Origin of the sequence: Megasphaera sp. (genome assembly GCF_047831605.1) — a bacterium.
Lineage (GTDB): Bacteria > Bacillota > Negativicutes > Veillonellales > Megasphaeraceae > Megasphaera > Megasphaera intestinihominis.
The window spans coordinates 1,256,481-1,274,900 of sequence record NZ_CP181255.1; the positions used below are offsets into that span (position 1 = coordinate 1,256,481).

The 18,420-nt window shown below is 53.8% G+C and carries 20 protein-coding genes and 1 other RNA gene; 3 read left to right on the forward strand and 18 right to left on the reverse strand.

Annotated features, from left to right (window positions below; genetic code table 11):
• Window positions 1-64: 64 nt before the first annotated feature.
• Entirely contained in the window at window positions 65-1,153 is a 1,089-nt protein-coding gene (locus ACFWUB_RS05995; RefSeq protein WP_155274727.1) for a hypothetical protein, read from the forward strand.
• Between the two features lie 179 nt (window positions 1,154-1,332).
• Here the strand turns inward: ACFWUB_RS05995 and eis are convergent, their stop codons facing one another.
• From eis to ACFWUB_RS06060, 13 genes are all read right to left on the reverse strand, one after another.
• On the reverse strand, window positions 1,333-2,493 hold the full coding sequence (eis, locus tag ACFWUB_RS06000) for an enhanced intracellular survival protein Eis (RefSeq protein ID WP_416183646.1): 1,161 nt from the start codon (window positions 2,491-2,493) through the stop codon (window positions 1,333-1,335).
• 12 nt (window positions 2,494-2,505) lie between these two features.
• Window positions 2,506-3,390 carry a DUF2156 domain-containing protein gene (locus tag ACFWUB_RS06005; protein ID WP_014015439.1) on the reverse strand — a complete coding sequence of 295 codons (885 nt, stop codon included), beginning with the start codon at window positions 3,388-3,390 and terminating at the stop codon, window positions 2,506-2,508.
• A gap of 46 nt (window positions 3,391-3,436) precedes the next feature.
• Entirely contained in the window at window positions 3,437-4,045 is a 609-nt protein-coding gene (locus tag ACFWUB_RS06010; protein WP_287055349.1) for a DNA-3-methyladenine glycosylase, read from the reverse strand.
• Window positions 4,042-4,791, reverse strand: coding sequence for an IclR family transcriptional regulator (locus ACFWUB_RS06015; protein WP_022497190.1), 750 nt, complete (start codon window positions 4,789-4,791; stop codon window positions 4,042-4,044). The genes ACFWUB_RS06010 and ACFWUB_RS06015 overlap by 4 nt, the downstream gene beginning before the upstream one ends.
• Window positions 4,792-4,812: 21 nt before the next feature.
• The gene (locus ACFWUB_RS06020) at window positions 4,813-5,988 is read right to left on the reverse strand and encodes an efflux RND transporter periplasmic adaptor subunit (protein WP_014015442.1); all 1,176 of its coding nucleotides are present in this window, start codon (window positions 5,986-5,988) and stop codon (window positions 4,813-4,815) included.
• A 21-nt stretch (window positions 5,989-6,009) separates the two neighbouring features.
• Window positions 6,010-6,255 (reverse strand): pro-sigmaK processing inhibitor BofA family protein, encoded by a 246-nt coding sequence (locus ACFWUB_RS06025; protein WP_014015443.1) that lies wholly within the window; start codon window positions 6,253-6,255, stop codon window positions 6,010-6,012.
• Window positions 6,256-6,262: 7 nt separating this feature from the next.
• On the reverse strand, window positions 6,263-6,853 hold the full coding sequence (gene recR, locus ACFWUB_RS06030) for a recombination mediator RecR (protein ID WP_014015444.1): 591 nt from the start codon (window positions 6,851-6,853) through the stop codon (window positions 6,263-6,265).
• The gene (locus ACFWUB_RS06035; protein ID WP_014015445.1) at window positions 6,853-7,170 is read right to left on the reverse strand and encodes a YbaB/EbfC family nucleoid-associated protein; all 318 of its coding nucleotides are present in this window, start codon (window positions 7,168-7,170) and stop codon (window positions 6,853-6,855) included. Before ACFWUB_RS06035 ends, recR begins: the two co-directional genes overlap by 1 nt.
• Window positions 7,171-7,197: 27 nt before the next feature.
• On the reverse strand, window positions 7,198-9,117 hold the full coding sequence (dnaX, locus tag ACFWUB_RS06040; RefSeq protein WP_416183647.1) for a DNA polymerase III subunit gamma/tau: 1,920 nt from the start codon (window positions 9,115-9,117) through the stop codon (window positions 7,198-7,200).
• Window positions 9,118-9,161: 44 nt separating this feature from the next.
• Window positions 9,162-9,364: signal recognition particle sRNA large type (gene ffs, locus ACFWUB_RS06045), an RNA gene on the reverse strand.
• Window positions 9,365-9,375: 11 nt separating this feature from the next.
• Window positions 9,376-9,522: a hypothetical protein gene (locus ACFWUB_RS06050; RefSeq protein WP_416183648.1), complete on the reverse strand. Its 147-nt coding sequence runs from the start codon at window positions 9,520-9,522 to the stop codon at window positions 9,376-9,378.
• A gap of 138 nt (window positions 9,523-9,660) precedes the next feature.
• Window positions 9,661-11,199 (reverse strand): M20/M25/M40 family metallo-hydrolase, encoded by a 1,539-nt coding sequence (locus ACFWUB_RS06055; protein WP_416183649.1) that lies wholly within the window; start codon window positions 11,197-11,199, stop codon window positions 9,661-9,663.
• Between the two features lie 12 nt (window positions 11,200-11,211).
• The gene (locus ACFWUB_RS06060; RefSeq protein WP_020309822.1) at window positions 11,212-11,661 is read right to left on the reverse strand and encodes a GtrA family protein; all 450 of its coding nucleotides are present in this window, start codon (window positions 11,659-11,661) and stop codon (window positions 11,212-11,214) included.
• Window positions 11,662-11,837: 176 nt separating this feature from the next.
• Here ACFWUB_RS06060 and ACFWUB_RS06065 point away from each other — a divergent pair, with 176 nt between their 5' ends.
• Entirely contained in the window at window positions 11,838-12,278 is a 441-nt protein-coding gene (locus ACFWUB_RS06065) for a MarR family winged helix-turn-helix transcriptional regulator (RefSeq protein WP_036200818.1), read from the forward strand.
• Between the two features lie 175 nt (window positions 12,279-12,453).
• On the opposite strand, the gene ACFWUB_RS06070 is transcribed toward ACFWUB_RS06065, so the two are convergent.
• The 5 genes from ACFWUB_RS06070 to dapF all read right to left on the reverse strand — a co-directional run bounded on the left by ACFWUB_RS06070 (window position 12,454) and on the right by dapF (window position 17,418).
• Complete coding sequence (locus tag ACFWUB_RS06070) at window positions 12,454-13,851, reverse strand: GntP family permease (RefSeq protein WP_416183650.1); 1,398 nt, start codon at window positions 13,849-13,851, stop codon at window positions 12,454-12,456.
• A gap of 232 nt (window positions 13,852-14,083) precedes the next feature.
• The gene (locus tag ACFWUB_RS06075; RefSeq protein ID WP_020309825.1) at window positions 14,084-14,506 is read right to left on the reverse strand and encodes an OmpH family outer membrane protein; all 423 of its coding nucleotides are present in this window, start codon (window positions 14,504-14,506) and stop codon (window positions 14,084-14,086) included.
• Between the two features lie 17 nt (window positions 14,507-14,523).
• Window positions 14,524-15,111 carry a domain HDIG gene (locus ACFWUB_RS06080; protein WP_020309826.1) on the reverse strand — a complete coding sequence of 196 codons (588 nt, stop codon included), beginning with the start codon at window positions 15,109-15,111 and terminating at the stop codon, window positions 14,524-14,526.
• A gap of 61 nt (window positions 15,112-15,172) precedes the next feature.
• Window positions 15,173-16,330, reverse strand: a complete 1,158-nt coding sequence (sfsA, locus tag ACFWUB_RS06085) for a DNA/RNA nuclease SfsA (protein ID WP_416184390.1) — start codon at window positions 16,328-16,330, stop codon at window positions 15,173-15,175.
• 248 nt (window positions 16,331-16,578) lie between these two features.
• Window positions 16,579-17,418 carry a diaminopimelate epimerase gene (gene dapF, locus ACFWUB_RS06090; RefSeq protein WP_036205034.1) on the reverse strand — a complete coding sequence of 280 codons (840 nt, stop codon included), beginning with the start codon at window positions 17,416-17,418 and terminating at the stop codon, window positions 16,579-16,581.
• 159 nt (window positions 17,419-17,577) lie between these two features.
• Here dapF and ACFWUB_RS06095 point away from each other — a divergent pair, with 159 nt between their 5' ends.
• Window positions 17,578-18,420 carry an AraC family transcriptional regulator gene (locus tag ACFWUB_RS06095; RefSeq protein ID WP_320801526.1) on the forward strand — a complete coding sequence of 281 codons (843 nt, stop codon included), beginning with the start codon at window positions 17,578-17,580 and terminating at the stop codon, window positions 18,418-18,420.

Below are 18,420 nucleotides of genomic sequence, written 5' to 3' on the forward strand. Positions count from 1 at the left end.
TTCTTGATTTTTTACAGCTTTTTCTCTACTATAAAAAGTAACGACTACGTATGCGAGGTGTTTTATGGACAGACAGCAAATGACGCGCCGGGAGTGGGTATCGGCACAACTCACGACTTGGCAGAATGTTTTGAGTGCCATCTGGATTTTCGCTATCCTCATGTATACTTTTATCCACGGTTTTAATCCCTGGGTCATCATCGGCGGCTTCGTCGGCTTTTTTATCGTTACGGCCTGGCAGATGATTTACATGATGCTCGCCTTTTCCCTGATTGCCGGCGGCCTCTGTGCCATATTTCCCTTTTTGGCGCCTGTCGCCTTCATCATCATGATCGTCCTCTTCATCGCCCGCATCGGTTTCATCTTGAAGAACTGGCGGGCTGTCATTGCCGGTCTTATGGTCTACGGCCTGGCCTTTGTCCTCTACTTCCGCATGGACTGGCTCAATACCTTATACCGGCCGATTTACCGAGGCTTGGCAACGATAGTAAACACGTTTCCTCACGTTTTCTTTACAGTCGTTCACGCGTCTCTCCTGGTTCGGGTCTTGGCCTTGACAGCCTTAGCCGCCCTTATCGCCTTCGTCTTCCAGCTCTTGTTGTATTGGCTCTATCGGAATGGTTACTCCTCGTCAGGTGCTTTGAACATCATGGGCAGTATCCCCCTGGTCATCATCGCCCTGGTCCTGCCCTTCCTGAAAGCCGCTGCCGGCGGCGTCGTCGACGGCGGCATGGCCGACGGCTTCGCCCACGATGGCGCCTTTGCCCATGACGGCGTCGTCAGCCACGAAGGCTTAGTCAAAGCGCCGTCCGGTTACCACCATGTAAACGGCTATACCCGCATCGCCCCAGACGGCCATACGGAATATGTCCACGACTACATCCGCTCCAACCCGGACGGCATTTTAGAAAACAACCTGTCCTATCACGGAAACCATCCCGTCGTAGAAGGAACGTACCAAGCTCTTCCTGGAGAAGCAGCTCACGTCCCGGCTAGCACAGGCCACTCCCTGTACGTCATGCTGGCCGGCGGCATGAAGAGCGGCTGGCGGGTCGTCGCCAACATCGGCCGCCATACCCTGATCACACTCTTCCTGGTGTATACCGCCGTGTTCCTCGTAACCAGTGTGGTCGTTTACACTGTTTATCGGTAAAAAAATAGGCTGTCGCTTATGCGACAGCCTATTTTTAAGTGGTTAGTGGCTAGTGAATGGTTTCGTAGGGGCCGTCCCAAAGGGCGGCCCGCCATGGATTTGTATAATCCCCTACGGATTACGAGCCACGTACGAGCTCCTACGAGCCACGAATCACTAACAACGAACCACAAAAGACACTAATACCACTCGTTGATCCAGTTTTTTTCGGTCGGGAAGAGGGCCTGCAGGGTTTGCAGGGCCTGTTCATTTCCCTGTAGTTTTTCATTGAAAACCAGGTCGTTTACATCCATGGCGCCAAAGGCTAATAAAGCCAGGGTACCGATGGGCAGGGTAACGTCGGCCTGCTCATTCTTCTCTTGGGTAACTACGGGTTTACCATTGTTTACTGTCAAGGTAAAGGTCCCGCAGTTCCAATCCGCCAAGGGGTCTTCCGTATGGAAGGTAACCGTACCGTCGGTCTGGTAGGGAAGCTGTTCCAAGGCCCCTTTGACATCGACGATGCGTCCCGTCATGAAGGGCATCGTTTCATGGCCCTGTTTCCCATCGGGATAAAAGCGATAGGACTGGTCATGGATGCCTTCGTTCCATTGGAAGGCCTCGCCTTGAGAACGGTGGTTGTACATATAGCCTAAGAGGCCGCGCTTGCCTTTGCGGCAGGTGTAAACAAATTCACCGCTGATGATGGTAGGTTCTCCCAGCTGATAGAAGGCATAGCCAATCGGTTCGTCCCCATCGAAGCAGACAGCGATATTGCCTTCGGACAGCTGGGCCTCGATATGGCTCCGCCAGCTCTGTTCATCGCGCAGGGCATAGCCGGACAGGCCCTTCGTATAGCCTTCATAAACGGTGGCCAGATAAGGCCACTGATCCGGGCTGTTGACAAAGGCATAGCGCACGGTCCGGTCCGTCAGAGGCCGCAAGGCTTCCAGGGGCATCGTTTCCTTCCACTGATGACAATAGAGTTCATAGCCATAAGGCTGATAGAAACCGGCCTTGCTGGGCATGAGGATGTGAATGTAATGGCCGCGGCGCTTCATTTCCTTTAGGGCTGCCGTCAACAGTTTCCCGCCGACACCGCTGCGCCGGGCTGCAGGATGCGTTGCCAGACCGACGATATACGACGTGTCGATGGCTTTGCCGCGCAGGCACAGCGTATACGGATTGAGATGGGTCAGGCAGGCCATATCATCGCCTTCAAAGCCCATGAGGACGTTTTCAGGCCGATAAAAATGATTGAAATACCACTGGAAAAACGGATCTTCCCGGTGTTCGAAACAATAGTCCCAAAGGCTTTCGACGAGGCCCCGGTCCGATTCAGTCGCTAAACGGAAGTACATAGAAAGGCCCCCTTATTTCTGGCGCAGTGTGACGTCGTATTTTTCGACGAAGTGATCCGGATTATACGATTCTTTGGAATGGCGCAGGCCGGGAATCCCCATGTCTTCTTCGCGGTTGATGTACGTCGTGTGCGGCCAGGCATGGACGACAAATTCATGGTTGATGACCTGGTACAGGCCGCGGATGGTCGGGTCGCTCTTTTCAAAATGGATGATAGCCGTATCATCGTTGAGCATTTCACCGATGGAGAAGGCGACGATCTTATTATACATGCGGATGGCGCCGCCTGTCGGCTGGAGGACTTCCCAGTTGTTAAAGACCGTTTCGATGGCATGGCGTTCGCCTAAGAGTTCATCGTCTTCATCGCCGGCTTCATGCTGGTCATACCAGGACTGTTCAGCGGCCAGACATTCATCGAAGATATCTTCCGTAATGGGGACGTATTCCCAGTTGCCGAAATACTGATTACGGAAATGGTTGAGGTTATTCTTCTTCTGGCGGTATTTCTTGCCCGACAGATTAATCAGGTTCTGCGTCAGGTAGACGTATTCATAATTGTCCCGGTCCGGCGTGAAGTCGTAACAGTCTTCGCAGAGCGCTTTGATCCGTTCGACAGCAGCCGGCGTGACGCCTTTCATCAAGAAAGGATAGCCGTGTTCTTCGAACCATTCATGCATGCGCAGGACGCCTTTAGCGAAACTGCCGTCTTTGCGGGCGAAAGGCGGGATCCAGAACTGTTTCTTGCCGCGGCCCGAGCGGATGTAGAGGACATTGTCTTCTTCAGCCCACTGGATTTCATAGGGCTTCTGCCAGGCAAAGAGCGTCATAAAGGTAGCATCAGCCTGTTCATATCTTTTCTGATGAAAATAGTCATCTATAATGGGTTTATCTTCCAAACGGATTTCTCTAAATTCAATAATAGTAATCTCCCCCTAACTAGGATTACAATTTAGACACATAAGGATTGTCTTTTATATAGAACCGCCAGGGAAAATGCTTTCCCCGTTCGGCATAGTCAATATTGATGCGCGTCGTCTGAACGATAGAAAAAGGTTCCTGACGCAGCGGATGGGCCAGATAGAGTTCATCACCGGTCAAATCCAGACCGTTCTGGTCCCGCGTAATAGCCAGGGCCTGGCAAAGTTTTCCCGGCCCGTTAGTCAGATTCTTGCTGACTTTCTTCGCCTTCCGGCGCCGTACCATGAGCGGAGTCCCTTCAGCTGGTTCAACAGCCCGTATGAGCACGGCCTGGCCCTGTCCTTCCGGACCGGCGACGACATTGAAGCAGCAGTACATGCCGTAAATCAGGTAGACATAACTGATGCCGCCGGCGTGGAACATCGGTGCCGTCCGCTTGGTAAGGCCATGAAAGCTATGGGCTCCGTCGTCGGCAAAGCCGTCGTAACAGCCGCCATAAGCTTCGGTCTCGACGATGAGGCCACTGCAGAGGCCCTGCGGCGTTTCATGGATGAGGTACTGCCCCAGCAGGCGCGGGGCCAGTACGCTGGCATCGACGCAAAATTCGTCAGCCCTCCATTTCCGGCCGGTCATGCTTTCTTCCGGTAGCCCAGGGAATGGGAAATCTCATAGGCATACTGGCTCATGGTGAACAGCATTTTCTGACGGATCGAGTCATAGAAACGCATAGACGGCCCGGCGATAGTCAAAGAGGCGATGACCTGGCCTTCAAAATTGAAGATAGGTACCGACAGGGCAAATAAGCCGTGTTCGCTTTCATCCTGAGTCATGGCATAGCCATTATGGCGGATGGCCGCGAACTCTTCTTCAGAAATATTGCCGTATTTTTCAATGTACCGCTTGCGTTCGTCATCGCTCGTCCAGGCCAGCAGGACCCGGCCGGCAGCCCCCTTATAGAGCGGCAGGGACTCCCCGATGGGGATGACCCGGCGCAGGGAATGGGTGCTTTCGACGTGGTCCAGGCAGATGCGGCAGTCGCCTTCGGCAATGTAAATGCTGACCGTTTCATTAAACAACTGCTGTAAACGCCGTAAATAAGGTTTGGCCAAAGTGATGACATTCTCTGTCCAATGAGACGAATAGCCCAGCGCCAGGGCTCGGGGACCGAGGCGGTACTGCTTGGACGTATCGTTGCGGGTCAAATACTGGCGCCGCTCCAAGGTGTTTACAATGCGGAAGGCCGTCGACGTATTCAAGTGGGTGTGTTCGGCAATGTCCTTCAGGGTCATGCCGGTATTACATTCCACGAAGAGGTCGAGGACGTCGAGGCTCTTTTCCAAGGACTTCAATAAACTGCTGTGATGCTCTTCTTTTGCCACTGGCTCTCACCTTCCTTGGAATTACGATTTAACTTTCATGCCGATTTCCAGCGAATCCGGCGGATCGGCAACGACGACATCGCCTTCGTCGAGGCCGTCGAGGATGACGACGCGGCCGTCTTCTTCATCGCCAGTCAGGACGGAACGGGCATCGGCCAGGCCGCTGTCATTGACGATGTAAACGAAGTCACCGCTGTCTTTGGTCCGGACCGCCGTCTTGGGAACGGTAATCTGGGACACTTCTTTCGGCGTGGCGATGCGGACGTGATAAAATTCACCGGGAACGAACAGGTTCTTGGCGTTGTTGAAAGTGACCTTGGCCATATAAGAACCGGTCGAAGGATCCTTGGTCGTTGCCAGATAGGTCAGTTCCCCCGTTTCCGTTTCACCCGAAGCGGCAATGATAGATACTTGCAGGCTGCCGTCTTTTTTGGCATCCTGTAAAGCGTCAATGTACATTTCAGGAATGGCAAAGGTCGCCACTAACGGCGACATCTGCTGAATCGTAGCCAGGACATTGCCGGCGACGGCGACAGACGGATTATCCGATACGGCCGTGACACGGCCGTCAATGGGCGAATAAATCGTCGTATTGCCTAACATATCGCGGGCAGCCTGGACGGCCTGCTGCAGCTGGGCGATTTTTTCATGGTCCACAGCCGGCGCTTCCTGGACCTGGACGGTCTGAGTCGTCTCGCCCTGAGAAGAACCTGAAGAGCCGCCAGCATCAGCCATCATCTGATTGTATTCGACTTTCGATAAGGCCCCCATATTATACCAGGCCTTCAATTCCGCCCGGTGGCCGCTGTTATCGCCGCCACCACCGCCGCCGCTGCTGGCAGCCGGTACGGTAACGGTCTTATACGTCGGCGTCGCAGCCGATGAAGCAGCGACGAGCTGCGATTCAGCCTGGCTGACGCTCTGCTGATACGGTGCCGAATCGACTTGGACGACGACGTCGCCAGCCTTGACTTCCTGGCCGACGGCCAACGGTGTCGATACGAGTTTCCCCGACAGTTTCGGCACGATATTGGTCATATGTAAAGCCGTAATATTGGCATCCAGCGTCAGAGCCACAGGATGATCCGACTTGGAAACCGTTTCAGTTTTCGTAGACACGCTGTTGCCGCAGCCCGAAAGGACTGATACAGCCAAGGCAGCCGTACAGGCAAGGACGGCCCATTTTTTCAATTTCACGATATCCCCTCTTCGCGTAGGTTAAAAAAACGTGTAATACAAGGTAACCAGTACGACCCCGGGCAAGCCGAACAGGCCGATGATGAGGCCTGTCCCGATGGTGATGGGGACGTGCTGGAAGCCAAAAAGATAGCCAAAATGGTTGACGCCGTACAGGACGATGAGGCCGACGACGACATTGACCAATAAATGGCGCATCGGTGCCAAGATGAGCTTATGCACTAAGAACAGGACAAAAACGCCTGCGGCTATCCATAGATATTCCATAATACCCTCACATTTCCTGCCGATTGGCAACGGCACCAGCCAGCGTCGCTTCGTCAGCATATTCAATGTCGCCGCCCATGGGAAGCCCGCGGGCAATGCGGGTCACGCGGATGCCGGCCGTCTTGATGAGGCGGGCCAGGTATAACGCCGTCGCTTCGCCTTCTACATCAGGATCGGTAGCCAAGATGACTTCCTTGACCGTCGTATTCCCCAGACGCTGCAGGAGCTCGCGGATACGCAGGTCTTCGACGTTGACGCCGTCTAAAGGCGATAAGGCCCCGTGCAGGACGTGATATAAGCCGTGGTAATCGCCGCTGCGTTCAATGGCCTGGACATCCTGCGGCGTTTCGACGACGCAGATCGTCGAGCGGTCGCGGCTGATGTCGCTGCAAATCGGGCACGGATCCTGGGACGATAAGTTGAAGCAGACCGAACAGAAGTGCATATTCGCTTTGGCATCGCGGATAGCATCGACAAATTCGTCGACACGGCTGGCCGGCTGCTGGACGATATAGTAAGCCAGCTTGCGTGCCGTCTTGACGCCGATGCCGGGAAGACGGCGGAACTCTTCCGTCAGCTTATCTAATGGCGTATCCATTAAAACATGCCCGGCAGGTGCATGCCACCGGTGATCTTGCTCATTTCCTGAGCCATCATATCGTCCACTTTCTTGTTGGCTTCATTGACGGCAGCGACCATGAGGTCTTCCAGCATTTCAGCGTCTTCCGGGTCGATGATGCTCGGGTCGATGTGGACGCTTTCGACGTTCTTTTCACCGTTCATGACGATGGTCAGGACACCGCCGCCGACGGTCGCTTCGACAGTGCGTTTCTTCAAATCTTCCTGCAGTTTCTTCATTTCTTTCTGCATTTTCTGTACTTTCTTCATCATACCTTGCATATTTCCACCAAACATTTGTTTTCCTCCTAATTTTGTGTAAACTTATTTTTTATTTTCTATATATATATTACAGTCTCCTACGTTTTTAAGCAATGGTCCCAAGGCGGCTCGTTCGGCTTCATCCATATCCTCGATGGAAGCCGGTTGCCATGCCGTTTCATCGCTGGAACTAGCTGCTTCTTGAGATGGCGCAGGAACTGGAATATCCTCTTCGGGCAGCGGTTCAGGTTCCGCCGGCCGGGTCAGGTTACTCTTTTTTTTTTCGTACCCATCCAGTTCGGCATCACCTTCCAAAAAGCCCTGCATGTGGTACGTGCCGCCCAGTATCTGGGATAAGGCAGCATCGGTAAACTTATAGTAATCTTCCCGGTTGGCCCTTTTCACCATGAAGGCCGTCTTAAAGGCGACGATGACCTGGCCTTCGCCGATGTAAACGACGCGGCCGTTGCGAATACAGGACAAGACGGCTTTCTTCTTTTCTTTATCAAGAATGGCGCACATCTTTTTCCAGACGTCCTGGTATTCGGCCGATGCGACAGGCTGCGCTGCCGGGGACGGTGCCGGAGCGGGTACGTTCGCAGCCGGAGCGGCCGCCTTCACGGGTTCGGGCCGGGGCGGTGCCGGTGGCACAGGCGGACGAGCAGGCTGGGGCATAGCGGCCGCAGCTTCCTGTACCGGTGCCTGGCCAACGGTGGGTCCAGGTGAAGTAAACTCTTCTTCCGGAAAGGGAACAGCTTCTTCCAGGCCGTAGCCGCCGCTGTAATCGTCCTCTTCCGGAACTGGGACGACTTCCGGCTTTTCTGCCACAGCAGTTTTAGCCGGTTTAGCCGGAGCCTTGGCGGCAGAAGCCGCTGCGACGGGGACAACGGGCGGCTGATTCAGCTGCCGCGCTGCCATGAGCAGCCCCATTTCCACGGCAATGCGCGGAACCGGCGACGTCTTGGCCGTCAGCAGTGCCTGCTGTAAAATGGCCAGGACTTGAAAAACTGCCGCTGGCGTCCATTCGCCAGCCTGTTTACGCAACTCGTCGAGGCAGTCGTCGTAAGCCGAAAGGGTATCGGAAGATGACGCGGCCTGGCAGAGCATGACGGCCCGCAAATGAGCCAGCAGCTCCATCAAGATGACCCGCGGCTCCTTGCCCATATGGATGACGTCGTCGACAGCCTTGATGATGACATCGCCTTTCCCATCGAAAATGGCCTGAGCCAGGGAAAACAGCCAGTCTTTGCCGATGAGGCCTAGCAAATCGCGGACGACGCCTTCGTCAATGGTACCGCTCGTGTTGCTGACGCACTGGTCGAGCATACTCAAGGCATCGCGCATGCCGCCGTCGGCCTGGACGGCCAGGATATGAGCCGCCCCCTTGGTCAGGTCGATTTGTTCCTGTCCGGCCACATAGAGCAGGCGCTTGGCAATATCCTCGCTGGTAATGCGCCGGAACTCATAACGCTGACAGCGCGACAAGATAGTCATGGGAATCCGTTCCGGCTCCGTCGTCGCCAGGATGAAGATGACATGGGCCGGCGGTTCTTCCAGGGTCTTCAGAAGGGCATTGAAAGCTTCTGTCGTCAGCATATGGACTTCATCGATGATGTAAATCTTCTTATGACCTTCAGCCGGCATGAATTTAATCGTTTCCCGCAAGGTGCGGATGTCTTCGATGCTGCGGTTGGAAGCGGCATCGATTTCGACGACATCCAGGGACTCGCCGCTCATGATGTGGCGGCAGACTTCACATTCATTGCACGGGTGGGACGTGGGCCCGTGGACACAGTTCATGGCCCGGGCAAAAATTTTAGCCGTGCTCGTCTTGCCCGTCCCGCGGGGACCGGAAAACAAGTAAGCATGGGCTACTTTGTCCGTATCTATCGCTTTTTGCAGGGTTTCCGTGATATGGGACTGGCCGACGACATCTTCAAAATCCTTCGGCCGCCATTTGCGGTATAATGCAATATATGCCATGAGTCTTTCCCTTCCGTATACGAAAAAAAGCAGCTAACCGCTGCTTTTACCAACTGAAAAGTACTCGTGTATGATAACCCGCCAGGTTTCCTCGTGGCACATGGAAATGTCTACTTATTGCTGCTTCCTCTCGGACCTGACAAGGTTCATAGATTCCCATTGCACAAGCCCCGGCGGATTACCACGCACCAGTACTTTTATTAAGTTAGCTACATTATTATATCGTGAAAAACGAAGTTTGGCAAGATTTTTTTTCTATTAATCAACCGAAGCTTTCGGGTTCCAAGCGCCTAAATCGAGCTGCCACTGTCCCTGGTTCCACTGCGTCTGCGGCGTAGCGAAAGCAAAGGAAGTAGCGCAGGCTGCCATGACTGCAGCCAGTACTAAAGATTTCTTTTTCATCATAATCCCAGCTTCCTATTGATATTTAATAGTGCCACCTATGACATTATTATGTTTTAGTATACCATATCTTTGTCACAAGTGCGTCACACTATTTCATGATTTTTAGTCATATCAGGACTATTTCCCATACTTTTATGATTATTCCCGGCCGACGTAAGAAATGATGGCGTCCAGGATATGCGGCAATTTCCGGCTCACACCGTCGATATGGACGCGTTCCGTCCCTTCGTGCAGGTCCTTACCCCATGGGCCCAGGAGGAGGAAGGGAATCTGTAATTTTTTCAGACTGTCCAAGTCGAAGGGATAGGCCTTGCCCCAGAGGAGCAGGTTCTTTTCGACCATACTTTCATCGAAATCGGGGTCGACGCAGCAGTAGCTGCAATCGGAAACGCCGTTGAAATAGCGGTCGAAGCGGACATCCATCAGAGTCGGGATTTTTTCCAGCAGGCCCGTAAAGGCCGGCGTCGGGAACGACAGGCTGTCAGCCGCCGGATAATAGGGCGGCGCAAAGGCGACGACGGCCATGGGCGCCGTCATGCCTGTGAAATCGAGGATCTGCTCCAAGAGATGTATCGTCTCTTCGACATAAGTACTGCTGCCTTCCTGCAAGGCGACGAAAGAAGCCTGTTTGGCCGCTTCATAGAAGACGTCGAAACCGGGATAAGCCGAAGCCTGCTGCAAGAGCTCATCGGCACTGCAGACGGAAACAGGCAAATCACTGCCCATGGTCTGCTGCAGGTCGTGGACAGCCCGCCGCGTTTCTTCCAGCAGGACGTACATGACGTCATCGGGCGTCTTGTCGTAAGTCAGCAGGTTCAAGGCCGCTGCCACCCGCTGAGGCAGGGTCACGTCATAGCGTTCCTTGCGGTCCCGCAGATAGACCCAGGCCGGCGGCGGCGTCTGTTCGCCATCACAGCAGTCAGTCAGGTCCGGACTGCCTTCCGTCGCCGCGATGAGGTGGGCCAGGATGCCCACGGGATTGATGCCCTTATCATAGCAGCCGATGTGGACAGGCTTGCCCTGGACTAGGACGACAGGCTGTATCTTGCCGACCGAACCGGTATAGGCGACGAGCTTGCCCTGCTCCTTATGGTTCGGTTCGCTGTCGATGAGGATGTCATAGGTCAAATCATAAGAAGAACGCAGTTCATTGAGCAAGGTAATGGCCGTCCGCATGCCGGCCGAATACGTTTCTTCATCGGGCAGGGATAAGTAAATCAAGCTGGCCTGTCCCGGCTGGAAGGCATAGTCCTCAAAGACGGCTAGTTGCGCGGCCGCACCGCCCTTCATGTCACAGGCACCGCGGCCAAAGAGCCATTCGCCGCTTTCCCAGTCACGGCGCACTTCCTCACTGAGCGGCGCCCGTTCCAGCGCCTTATACAGCCCTTGCGGGTCAAAAGCCTGGTCCCGCAGATAGCCATAGGACTCGACATCGACGACATCGTGATGATTCATGAAAATGACCGTATGGGCCGTACTGCCGCGGACGAGGCCGTAGACGACAGACCGCTGGCAGTTATCGTCGGGCACATGGATGAGGCCGCTGACGACGCCGTCGAGGTGAGAGAAGAACTGCTGCAGATAGCCTTCCATCTGCCTTTCCTTGAGCGTGTTCGTTTCACTGTCAATATGAATCATATCCTGTAAAATTTCCATAATCCGCGCTGCTCGTGCCATAGAGACACCCCCTTATTTAAATATCCATTTTTTACGCGATACATAATTCCAAACGGTGACGATGGCACTAGCCATGATTTTCGACACCATCGGATTCAGGCCTAAAATAGCCGGCGATGTGAACAGCCACATGAGCAGGAGATTCCAGCCCAGGCCAATGGCACTGACCAGGAAGACCAGGGACACTTCCGTCCCGCGATGATAGCGGCTGCCGCTGTCGAAGACGAAGCGGTTGCAGAGGATGTAGTGATACAGCGTCGACGTGGCAAAGGCCAGGGTCGTCGCCGCCAGGACAGTCTGGGTCTGCATGGAAAAGACAGCACTGGCTGACAACAGCCTGAAGAAAATATAAAAGAGCGTCCATTCCAATAAAGCCGCTGAGCCGCCGACGAGGAGATACATGAAGATCTTCATGTACTCGTTGTTGGTATAATCAAAGCCAAAGATCTGCTTGCGTTTCATGGTGTTCCTTCCTTTTCTGTTTTCGTATCCATTATACGGCACTTGCCAGGGAATTACCACACACTGCCGTTTTTTCTTGCATTTTCTAAAAAGACAATAGATATATATACGAAAATATGATAAAATATATAGTAATTGGTAATACGAAATATTTTTAGAAGGAAGGCAGATATCCTGTGGATTACACGAGATGCATCAATTTTTTGCTAACCATTTCACAACACGAAGTCTTTTTGATTTTCTCCGAGAACTTGTCGGAATTCGGCATCACGCCCGGCCAGTATGGTGTCCTGGCCTGTCTCTGGAAACATGAAACACTGACGCCGAAGGAAATCGCCAACATCCTGCGCGTCGAAAACTCCACCATTTCCGGCGTCCTCGACCGCATGCAGAAACGCGGCCTCATCGACCGCATCCTCGACCCCAACAACCGCCGCAGCATCCGCGTCAAACCGACGGCTGCCGGCATGGCCATCAAAGAACCGGTCCAGAAACGCATCGAAGAACTGAATGACATGGTCTTCAAAGAATTCACACCCCAAGAACGGGAAGAAGTGTTGAACCTGCTCACCCGTATCGGCAAAGTCTGTGCCGATGATTTGAAAGAAGGGAAATGAAAAAGGGGCTGTCGCACGTGCGACAGCCCCTTTTGAGTTTTAAGTTTGTAGTTTGTAGTTTTTAGTGAAGGTTTTTAAATTTAAAGTCCCTATCTACAAACTCTATACTAAAAACTATAAAGCAAAAGGGACCGCGCATGATGAACATATACCTTCATGCGCTAGTCCCACCAAATTATACAATACCAGTTAACATGTAGAAGAATACGCCGAAGAAGGCGACGAATACTTTCAAGAGGGTAATGGCGAACATATCCTTATAGGCTTCGCGATGAGTCAGGCCGCAGATAGCCAGGGTCGTGATGACAGCTCCGTTATGGGGCAGGCTGTCCATACCGCCGGAAGCCATGGCCGCGATACGGTGGACGACTTCAGCCGGGATGCCGACGGCAGCCGTTTCAGCCAGGAAGTGCTGGCCAAAGATATCGAGGGCGATACTCAGACCACCGGAAGCGGAACCGGTGATACCAGCCAGGATGTTGACCATCAAGGCGACGTTGAACAGCGGCATGCCCTGACCGATACCGAGGAGGGCATCAGCGACTTCCAGGAAGCCCGGCAAGGACGAAATGACGTTGCCGTAGCCAACTTCCGATGCCGTGTTCATGATAGCCAGCAGAGAACCTAAAGCGCCGGCATTGAGAGCGGCTTTGACGCTGGTGTTCTTGGACATGAACTTGCGGCCCGTTGCAGCGGCGATGATGATAGCCGCCAAGAGGCCGAGGACCAGGGCCCAGATAGCGACGACGTTGTGGACGCCTTTGGCCAGGAGAGGCACATTCATGGCGCGGAACGGTTCCAGTAAGGCATCATCCCACTGGAAAATCATGGAGAAGTAGAAGTTCAAGACCAGGACGACGATGAGCGGGATGATGGACAACTGCCAGGGCGGAAGAGAAGCTTCCGGATCGATGACCGTTTCATTGAGGGTATGGTTGCCATAGCCTTCGCCGGAACGGGCCATCTGTTTGCGGCGGAATTCAAGATAAATGAAGCAGAGGATAATCAGCAAGGTACCGCAAATCAAGCCTAAGATAGGAGCGGCAAAAGTCGTAGTTCCCAGATAAATCGTCGGGATGATGTTCTGGATCTGCGGCGAACCAGGATAGCAGTCCATGGTAGCCGTGAAGACACCGGCGACGAAGCAGGCCGGAATCAGGCGTTTAGGAATATCGGCTTCGCGGAACAGTGCAGCAGCGAAGGGATAGACGGCGAAAGCACAGACGAACATGGAAATACCACCATAACAGAGGATCATGCAGGCGAAGACGACGGCGAAGACAGCCTTATCTTTCCCGAGGAGCTTGATGGTTTCCATGGCAATACTGCGGGCCATGCCCGTTTCTTCCATGACCTTGCCGAAGACGGCACCGAGGAGGAAGACCGGGAAGAAGGACTTAATGTAGGTAACGGCCTTAGCCATGAACAGTTCCGTATACCCCGGTAAAATCGGCAGCCCCGAAAAGCTGGCGGCAAAGAGGGCGAAAATCGGTGCGAAGAGAATGACCGAGAATCCGCGATAAGCAAATGTTACGAGCAAAAATAAACTTAGGACGATTGCAACAATATCCATATACGTGTTCTCCTTTTCTTTTGGTTTCCGAATGACTCATTTCGTATCTTCATCATACGTGAGAACCAATGAGAATAAAAGACAACGTCCTAAGACAACCTTTGCGCTTTTTGCCCGTTTTGGAAATTCCATGAATGCAAAAGGACTTGCCGCACATGCGACAAGTCCCTTTTGAGTGGTTAGTGGCTAGTTGTTAGTGGCTAGCGGATGATTAAAAATTTAAAAACTGGGATTATTTCAGTTTAGCAGCGACGTCTTTGGTGATGTCCTGGGACTGGCCGATGACGACGGAGCCCGAGAGGACGACGTAGTCCAGGCCTTTTTCTTTCTGGACGGCCTGGGTCTTAGCGAGGATATCCTTTTCCAAGGGCGAGAACAGGGCAATGCGCTGCTGGTTCAGTTTCGTATTGTATTTCTGTACCAGTGCCTGCTGCGCGTTTTTATCGCTGGTCTTTTTCAATTCTTTCTGGAAATCCTGCTGAGCCGATTTGACATCGGACTGCCAAGTAGCCATGGTCTTCGCGTACTGCGGATGCTGCTGCAAGAGGGCACCGGCATTGATCGTGCCCAGGCCCGATGCGAAAGAAGCGCCGGCAGCGCTGAAGGTCAGCATAGCTGCGGCTACGGTGGTCATCATCATTTTACGTAATTTCATAGTGGTTTTCCTCCTAATTATTCTTCTACGCCTGTCAGTTCCAGACATTCCTTGCGGACGCCGTCTTCACAAGAGCGCATGGCTAAAATCGTCTTTTCAAAGAGGTCGTTCAGGTCCCATCCCAGGGTTTCTGCCCCCTGCTTGATGACGTCCCGTGAACAGCCGGCAGCGAAGCGCTTGTCTTTGAATTTCTTCTTGAGACTCTTCACTTCCATGTCTTTCGTGCTCTTAGACGGACGCATTTTGGCAGCCGCCCAGATGAGCCCGGTCAATTCGTCGGCAGCATAGAGGACTTTTTCCATCAAGTGCTCCGGTGCGACATCGACACAGATGCCATAGCCATGGCAGACGACGGCATGGATAAAGGCATCGTCGGCGTCGATTTCAGCCAGTAATTCCGGTGCCTTTTTACAGTGCTGATCCGGATATTTTTCAAAATCCACATCGTGGAGCAGGCCGACGAGTCCCCAGAAATCGACGTCATCGCCATAGCCCAGTTCCTGGGCATACCAGCGCATGACGCCTTCGACGGTCAGGGCATGCATGATGTGAAAAGGCTCCTGATTATATTTCTGCAATAAAGCCAATGCTTGTGAGCGTTCCATGTCTTTATCTCCCCCTAGCAAATCTCGATTTACCCCATTATAGCATAAAAAACGGGCCTGACTAGTCTTTTTTCACGAAAGCGCCTGTATCGGTCATCAACGAGGCCAGGCGGTTCATGCGGAAGTCTTCGATGACCTGGATGAAAGGCCGGTAATGGATGGGATTTTCGGCAAACCCGAAGAGATGGGACGGGCAGTCGCAATCGGTACAGCCAAAGCCCTCGATATGCCAGTCTGCCACGGCATCGACGGCCCGGGCCAGGTCGTGCTCCAGGTCATCCGCCGTCCGGACGGGCAGGGCGGCGACGACGTCGGCTTCCTGGCGCAGGTAGTCGATGTGCCAGTGCATCTTCTTGCGCTTGCGGCTGTGACGGGCCAGACGGGCAGCCAGGTTCTTCCGGGCCGACCCGGTATAGACGTAATAGCCGGCAGGAAAAGGGAACTCCCCTTTCGAACCGATGGCGATATCCTTCGCATCTGCCAGGTGAAGGATGAATAAATAATCACCGCTGTCATGGTTTTCCCGTTCCAGGATGGCCTGGGGATAGGTCAGGACGCCGGCTACGCCGGGCCTTGAAAACGAGCCATCCCAGTGCAGGGCTAGGGCCTTCCAGTCCAAGTGCGGCGCCGCTTCATAAAAGGCCTGGGCAAAGGCCGGATCCGTATGGTAGTCCGGCAGGAACCAGCGGCCCCGATTCCAGTGGACCAGGAACAAGACGCCCGTGTGGATGCCCTGACGACTCATGGCGGCTAGTTCCAGGATATGCTTTCGGCCCCGTTCGGTGACGGCATCGGGGAACATGGCGCCGTTTCGGCTGAAAAGGGTACACGACTTGACTTCGACGAAAAAGCGTTCTTCTCCCCGTCCCAGGAGGAGGTCGAAGCGGCTGTCGCCGACGGTGACTTCCCGGCGGATGAGGTCCCAGTCTTCCCAGCCGGGGATGCGGTGTTCCTGGACCAGCCAGGCCGCCGTATCATTATTGTACTGCGTATCGAGCAGAATCGGGATGCCGTCGCGCTCGATGCCGACGACGTCGTAAGCCGTCCGCCGCTTGAGATTGGCTGCCGGCCGGACATAGACAGCGACGCCGGGAAAGAGCAGTTCCCACATGCGGCCGGGATTGGGCATATGGCAAGTCACGATATCCCCATCCAAAGCGACATGGGCGATGAAGCGGTTGGGCCTGTCGATAAAGGCGCCGCGTTGTATATCATGCATTTCCAATAGTGAAAACCTCCCTTGGTAAAATGAAAAAGGGCTGTCGCATAAGCGAGCAGCCCTTTTTCGTGGTTCGTTTGGCGTGGTTCGTTTGCCGAAGTTTCACGTAAATACATATGAGGATATCTCCAGGATTCCCGCGGGCGCCCCGCGTGCCCCCCTACAACGGCAAACGAGCCACGACCCACGACAAACGATGGGAAAAAACAGCTCATGGCCAACGTCAGAAACCGTTTTCTGCCAAAGCGCTAGTCTTCCAGCCAGTCGCCGGTGAAGGTGACGGCGGCCGGGCCGGTCATGTATACGTTGCCGTCTTGTTCGTTGTATTCGATGTGCAGCGTGCCCAAGTAGAGCTGGACGTCTACGCTGCGGCCGGTGAAGCCGTTCAGGAAGGAGCCGACGGCGCAGGCACAGGAGCCGGTCCCGCAAGCCAGGGTGGCACCGGCACCGCGTTCCCACGTATGGACTTTGATGGTGTGATCGTCGATGACCTGGACGAAGTTCATATTGGTCTTGCGCGGGAAGGCTTTATACGTTTCAAATTTCGGGCCCAATTCATGGAGATCGACGGCATCGACATCCTTGACGTAAGTCATGGTGTGGGGGACGCCCATGAGCAGGCTGGTAATCTTATAGGTCTTGCCGTCGATGTCGATGGGTTCATCGATGACCGGACCCGACGGGCCTTCCATGGGAATCTGGGCGCGGTCGGTAAAGGGTTTGCCCATGTTGATCGTGACCAGACTGACTTTGCCGTCGTCGCCGACAGTGACTTTCGGTTTCATGATGCCCGCCAGGGTTTCGACAGCAAATTCTTTCTTGTCGATGATGCCGTTGTCGTAGACGTATTTGGCAAAGCAGCGGATGCCGTTGCCACACATTTCTGCTTCACTGCCGTCGGCATTGATGATGCGCATGCGGACGTCGGCTTTATCGCTCGGCACGATGACGATGATGCCGTCGGCACCGATGCCCGTATGAGGGGCGCACATCTTGATGGCCAGCTGTGAAAAATCCTTGTCAGCGCCGTTCTTATCTTCCAAAAAGACGAAGTCATTGCCTAAACCGTGCATTTTTACGAATTTCATAGTTGAGTCCTCCATAAAAAATATCTATTTCTGATTTCATTGCTTACTTGAATCCTTACAGTTGTTATTATACAATAGCGGAAAGTGGCAAATATATGAAAATAATGCTGTTTATATTGCAAATCCTGTTATACGCATATCAGGCGAGGTGACACGGCCATGGCTCAGAAAACCGGTTATTTAGCAGAAAAACTGAAACTCTTCCATCTCTCGGACAAGCGGCAGTGGACCTGCCCCTATCATTATCACGACTTCGACAAGATTACCCTTTTCTTCCGGGGCCATGTGTCGTATGACGTGGAAGGGACGGCTTATGACCTGCAGCCCTTCGACATCGTCGTCATCCCGGCCGGCAGGATCCACCGCCCCATCATCTATGGCGATGCCGTCTACGAACGCATCATAGCCTATATTTCTCCATCTTATTTACAGGGCTATGAACGCCGCGGCTGTCCGGCCGGGCAGATATTCACGCGGGAAAACGCCCCCATCCTGCGCCAGCCCCAGGAAGCGGACAATTTATACAATGTATCGTGCCGCCTGCGCCGGGCCTGGGCCGACATGGGCCCGGAAAGCCCGCTCCTGCAGGAAACGCTGTTTACGGAGTTCATGATCCACCTGACGCGGGCCCTGCAGAAAGACAAGCTCCACGTCGTCCAAAAAGGCCATCAGAATGAGAAGATACGCCGCATCCTGGCCTATATCGAAGAAAACCTGAGCGGCGACCTGTCCATTTCCAGCCTGGCCGCGGCCTTTTTCATGAGTCCCGATTACCTCATGCACCTCTTCAAGGCTGAAACGGGCATGACCGCCGCCAGCTACATCACGACGAAACGGCTGCAAAAAGCCCGCCACCTCATGCAGGAGGGGCGGGCTTTGACGGAAATCTGCTATGACTGCGGATTCACCAATTATTCGACGTTCTACCGGGCCTGGAAAAATCACTACCACACGTCACCCAAAGAAGGAATCCGCGCTTTTCCCGACAGTTTCGATGAATGA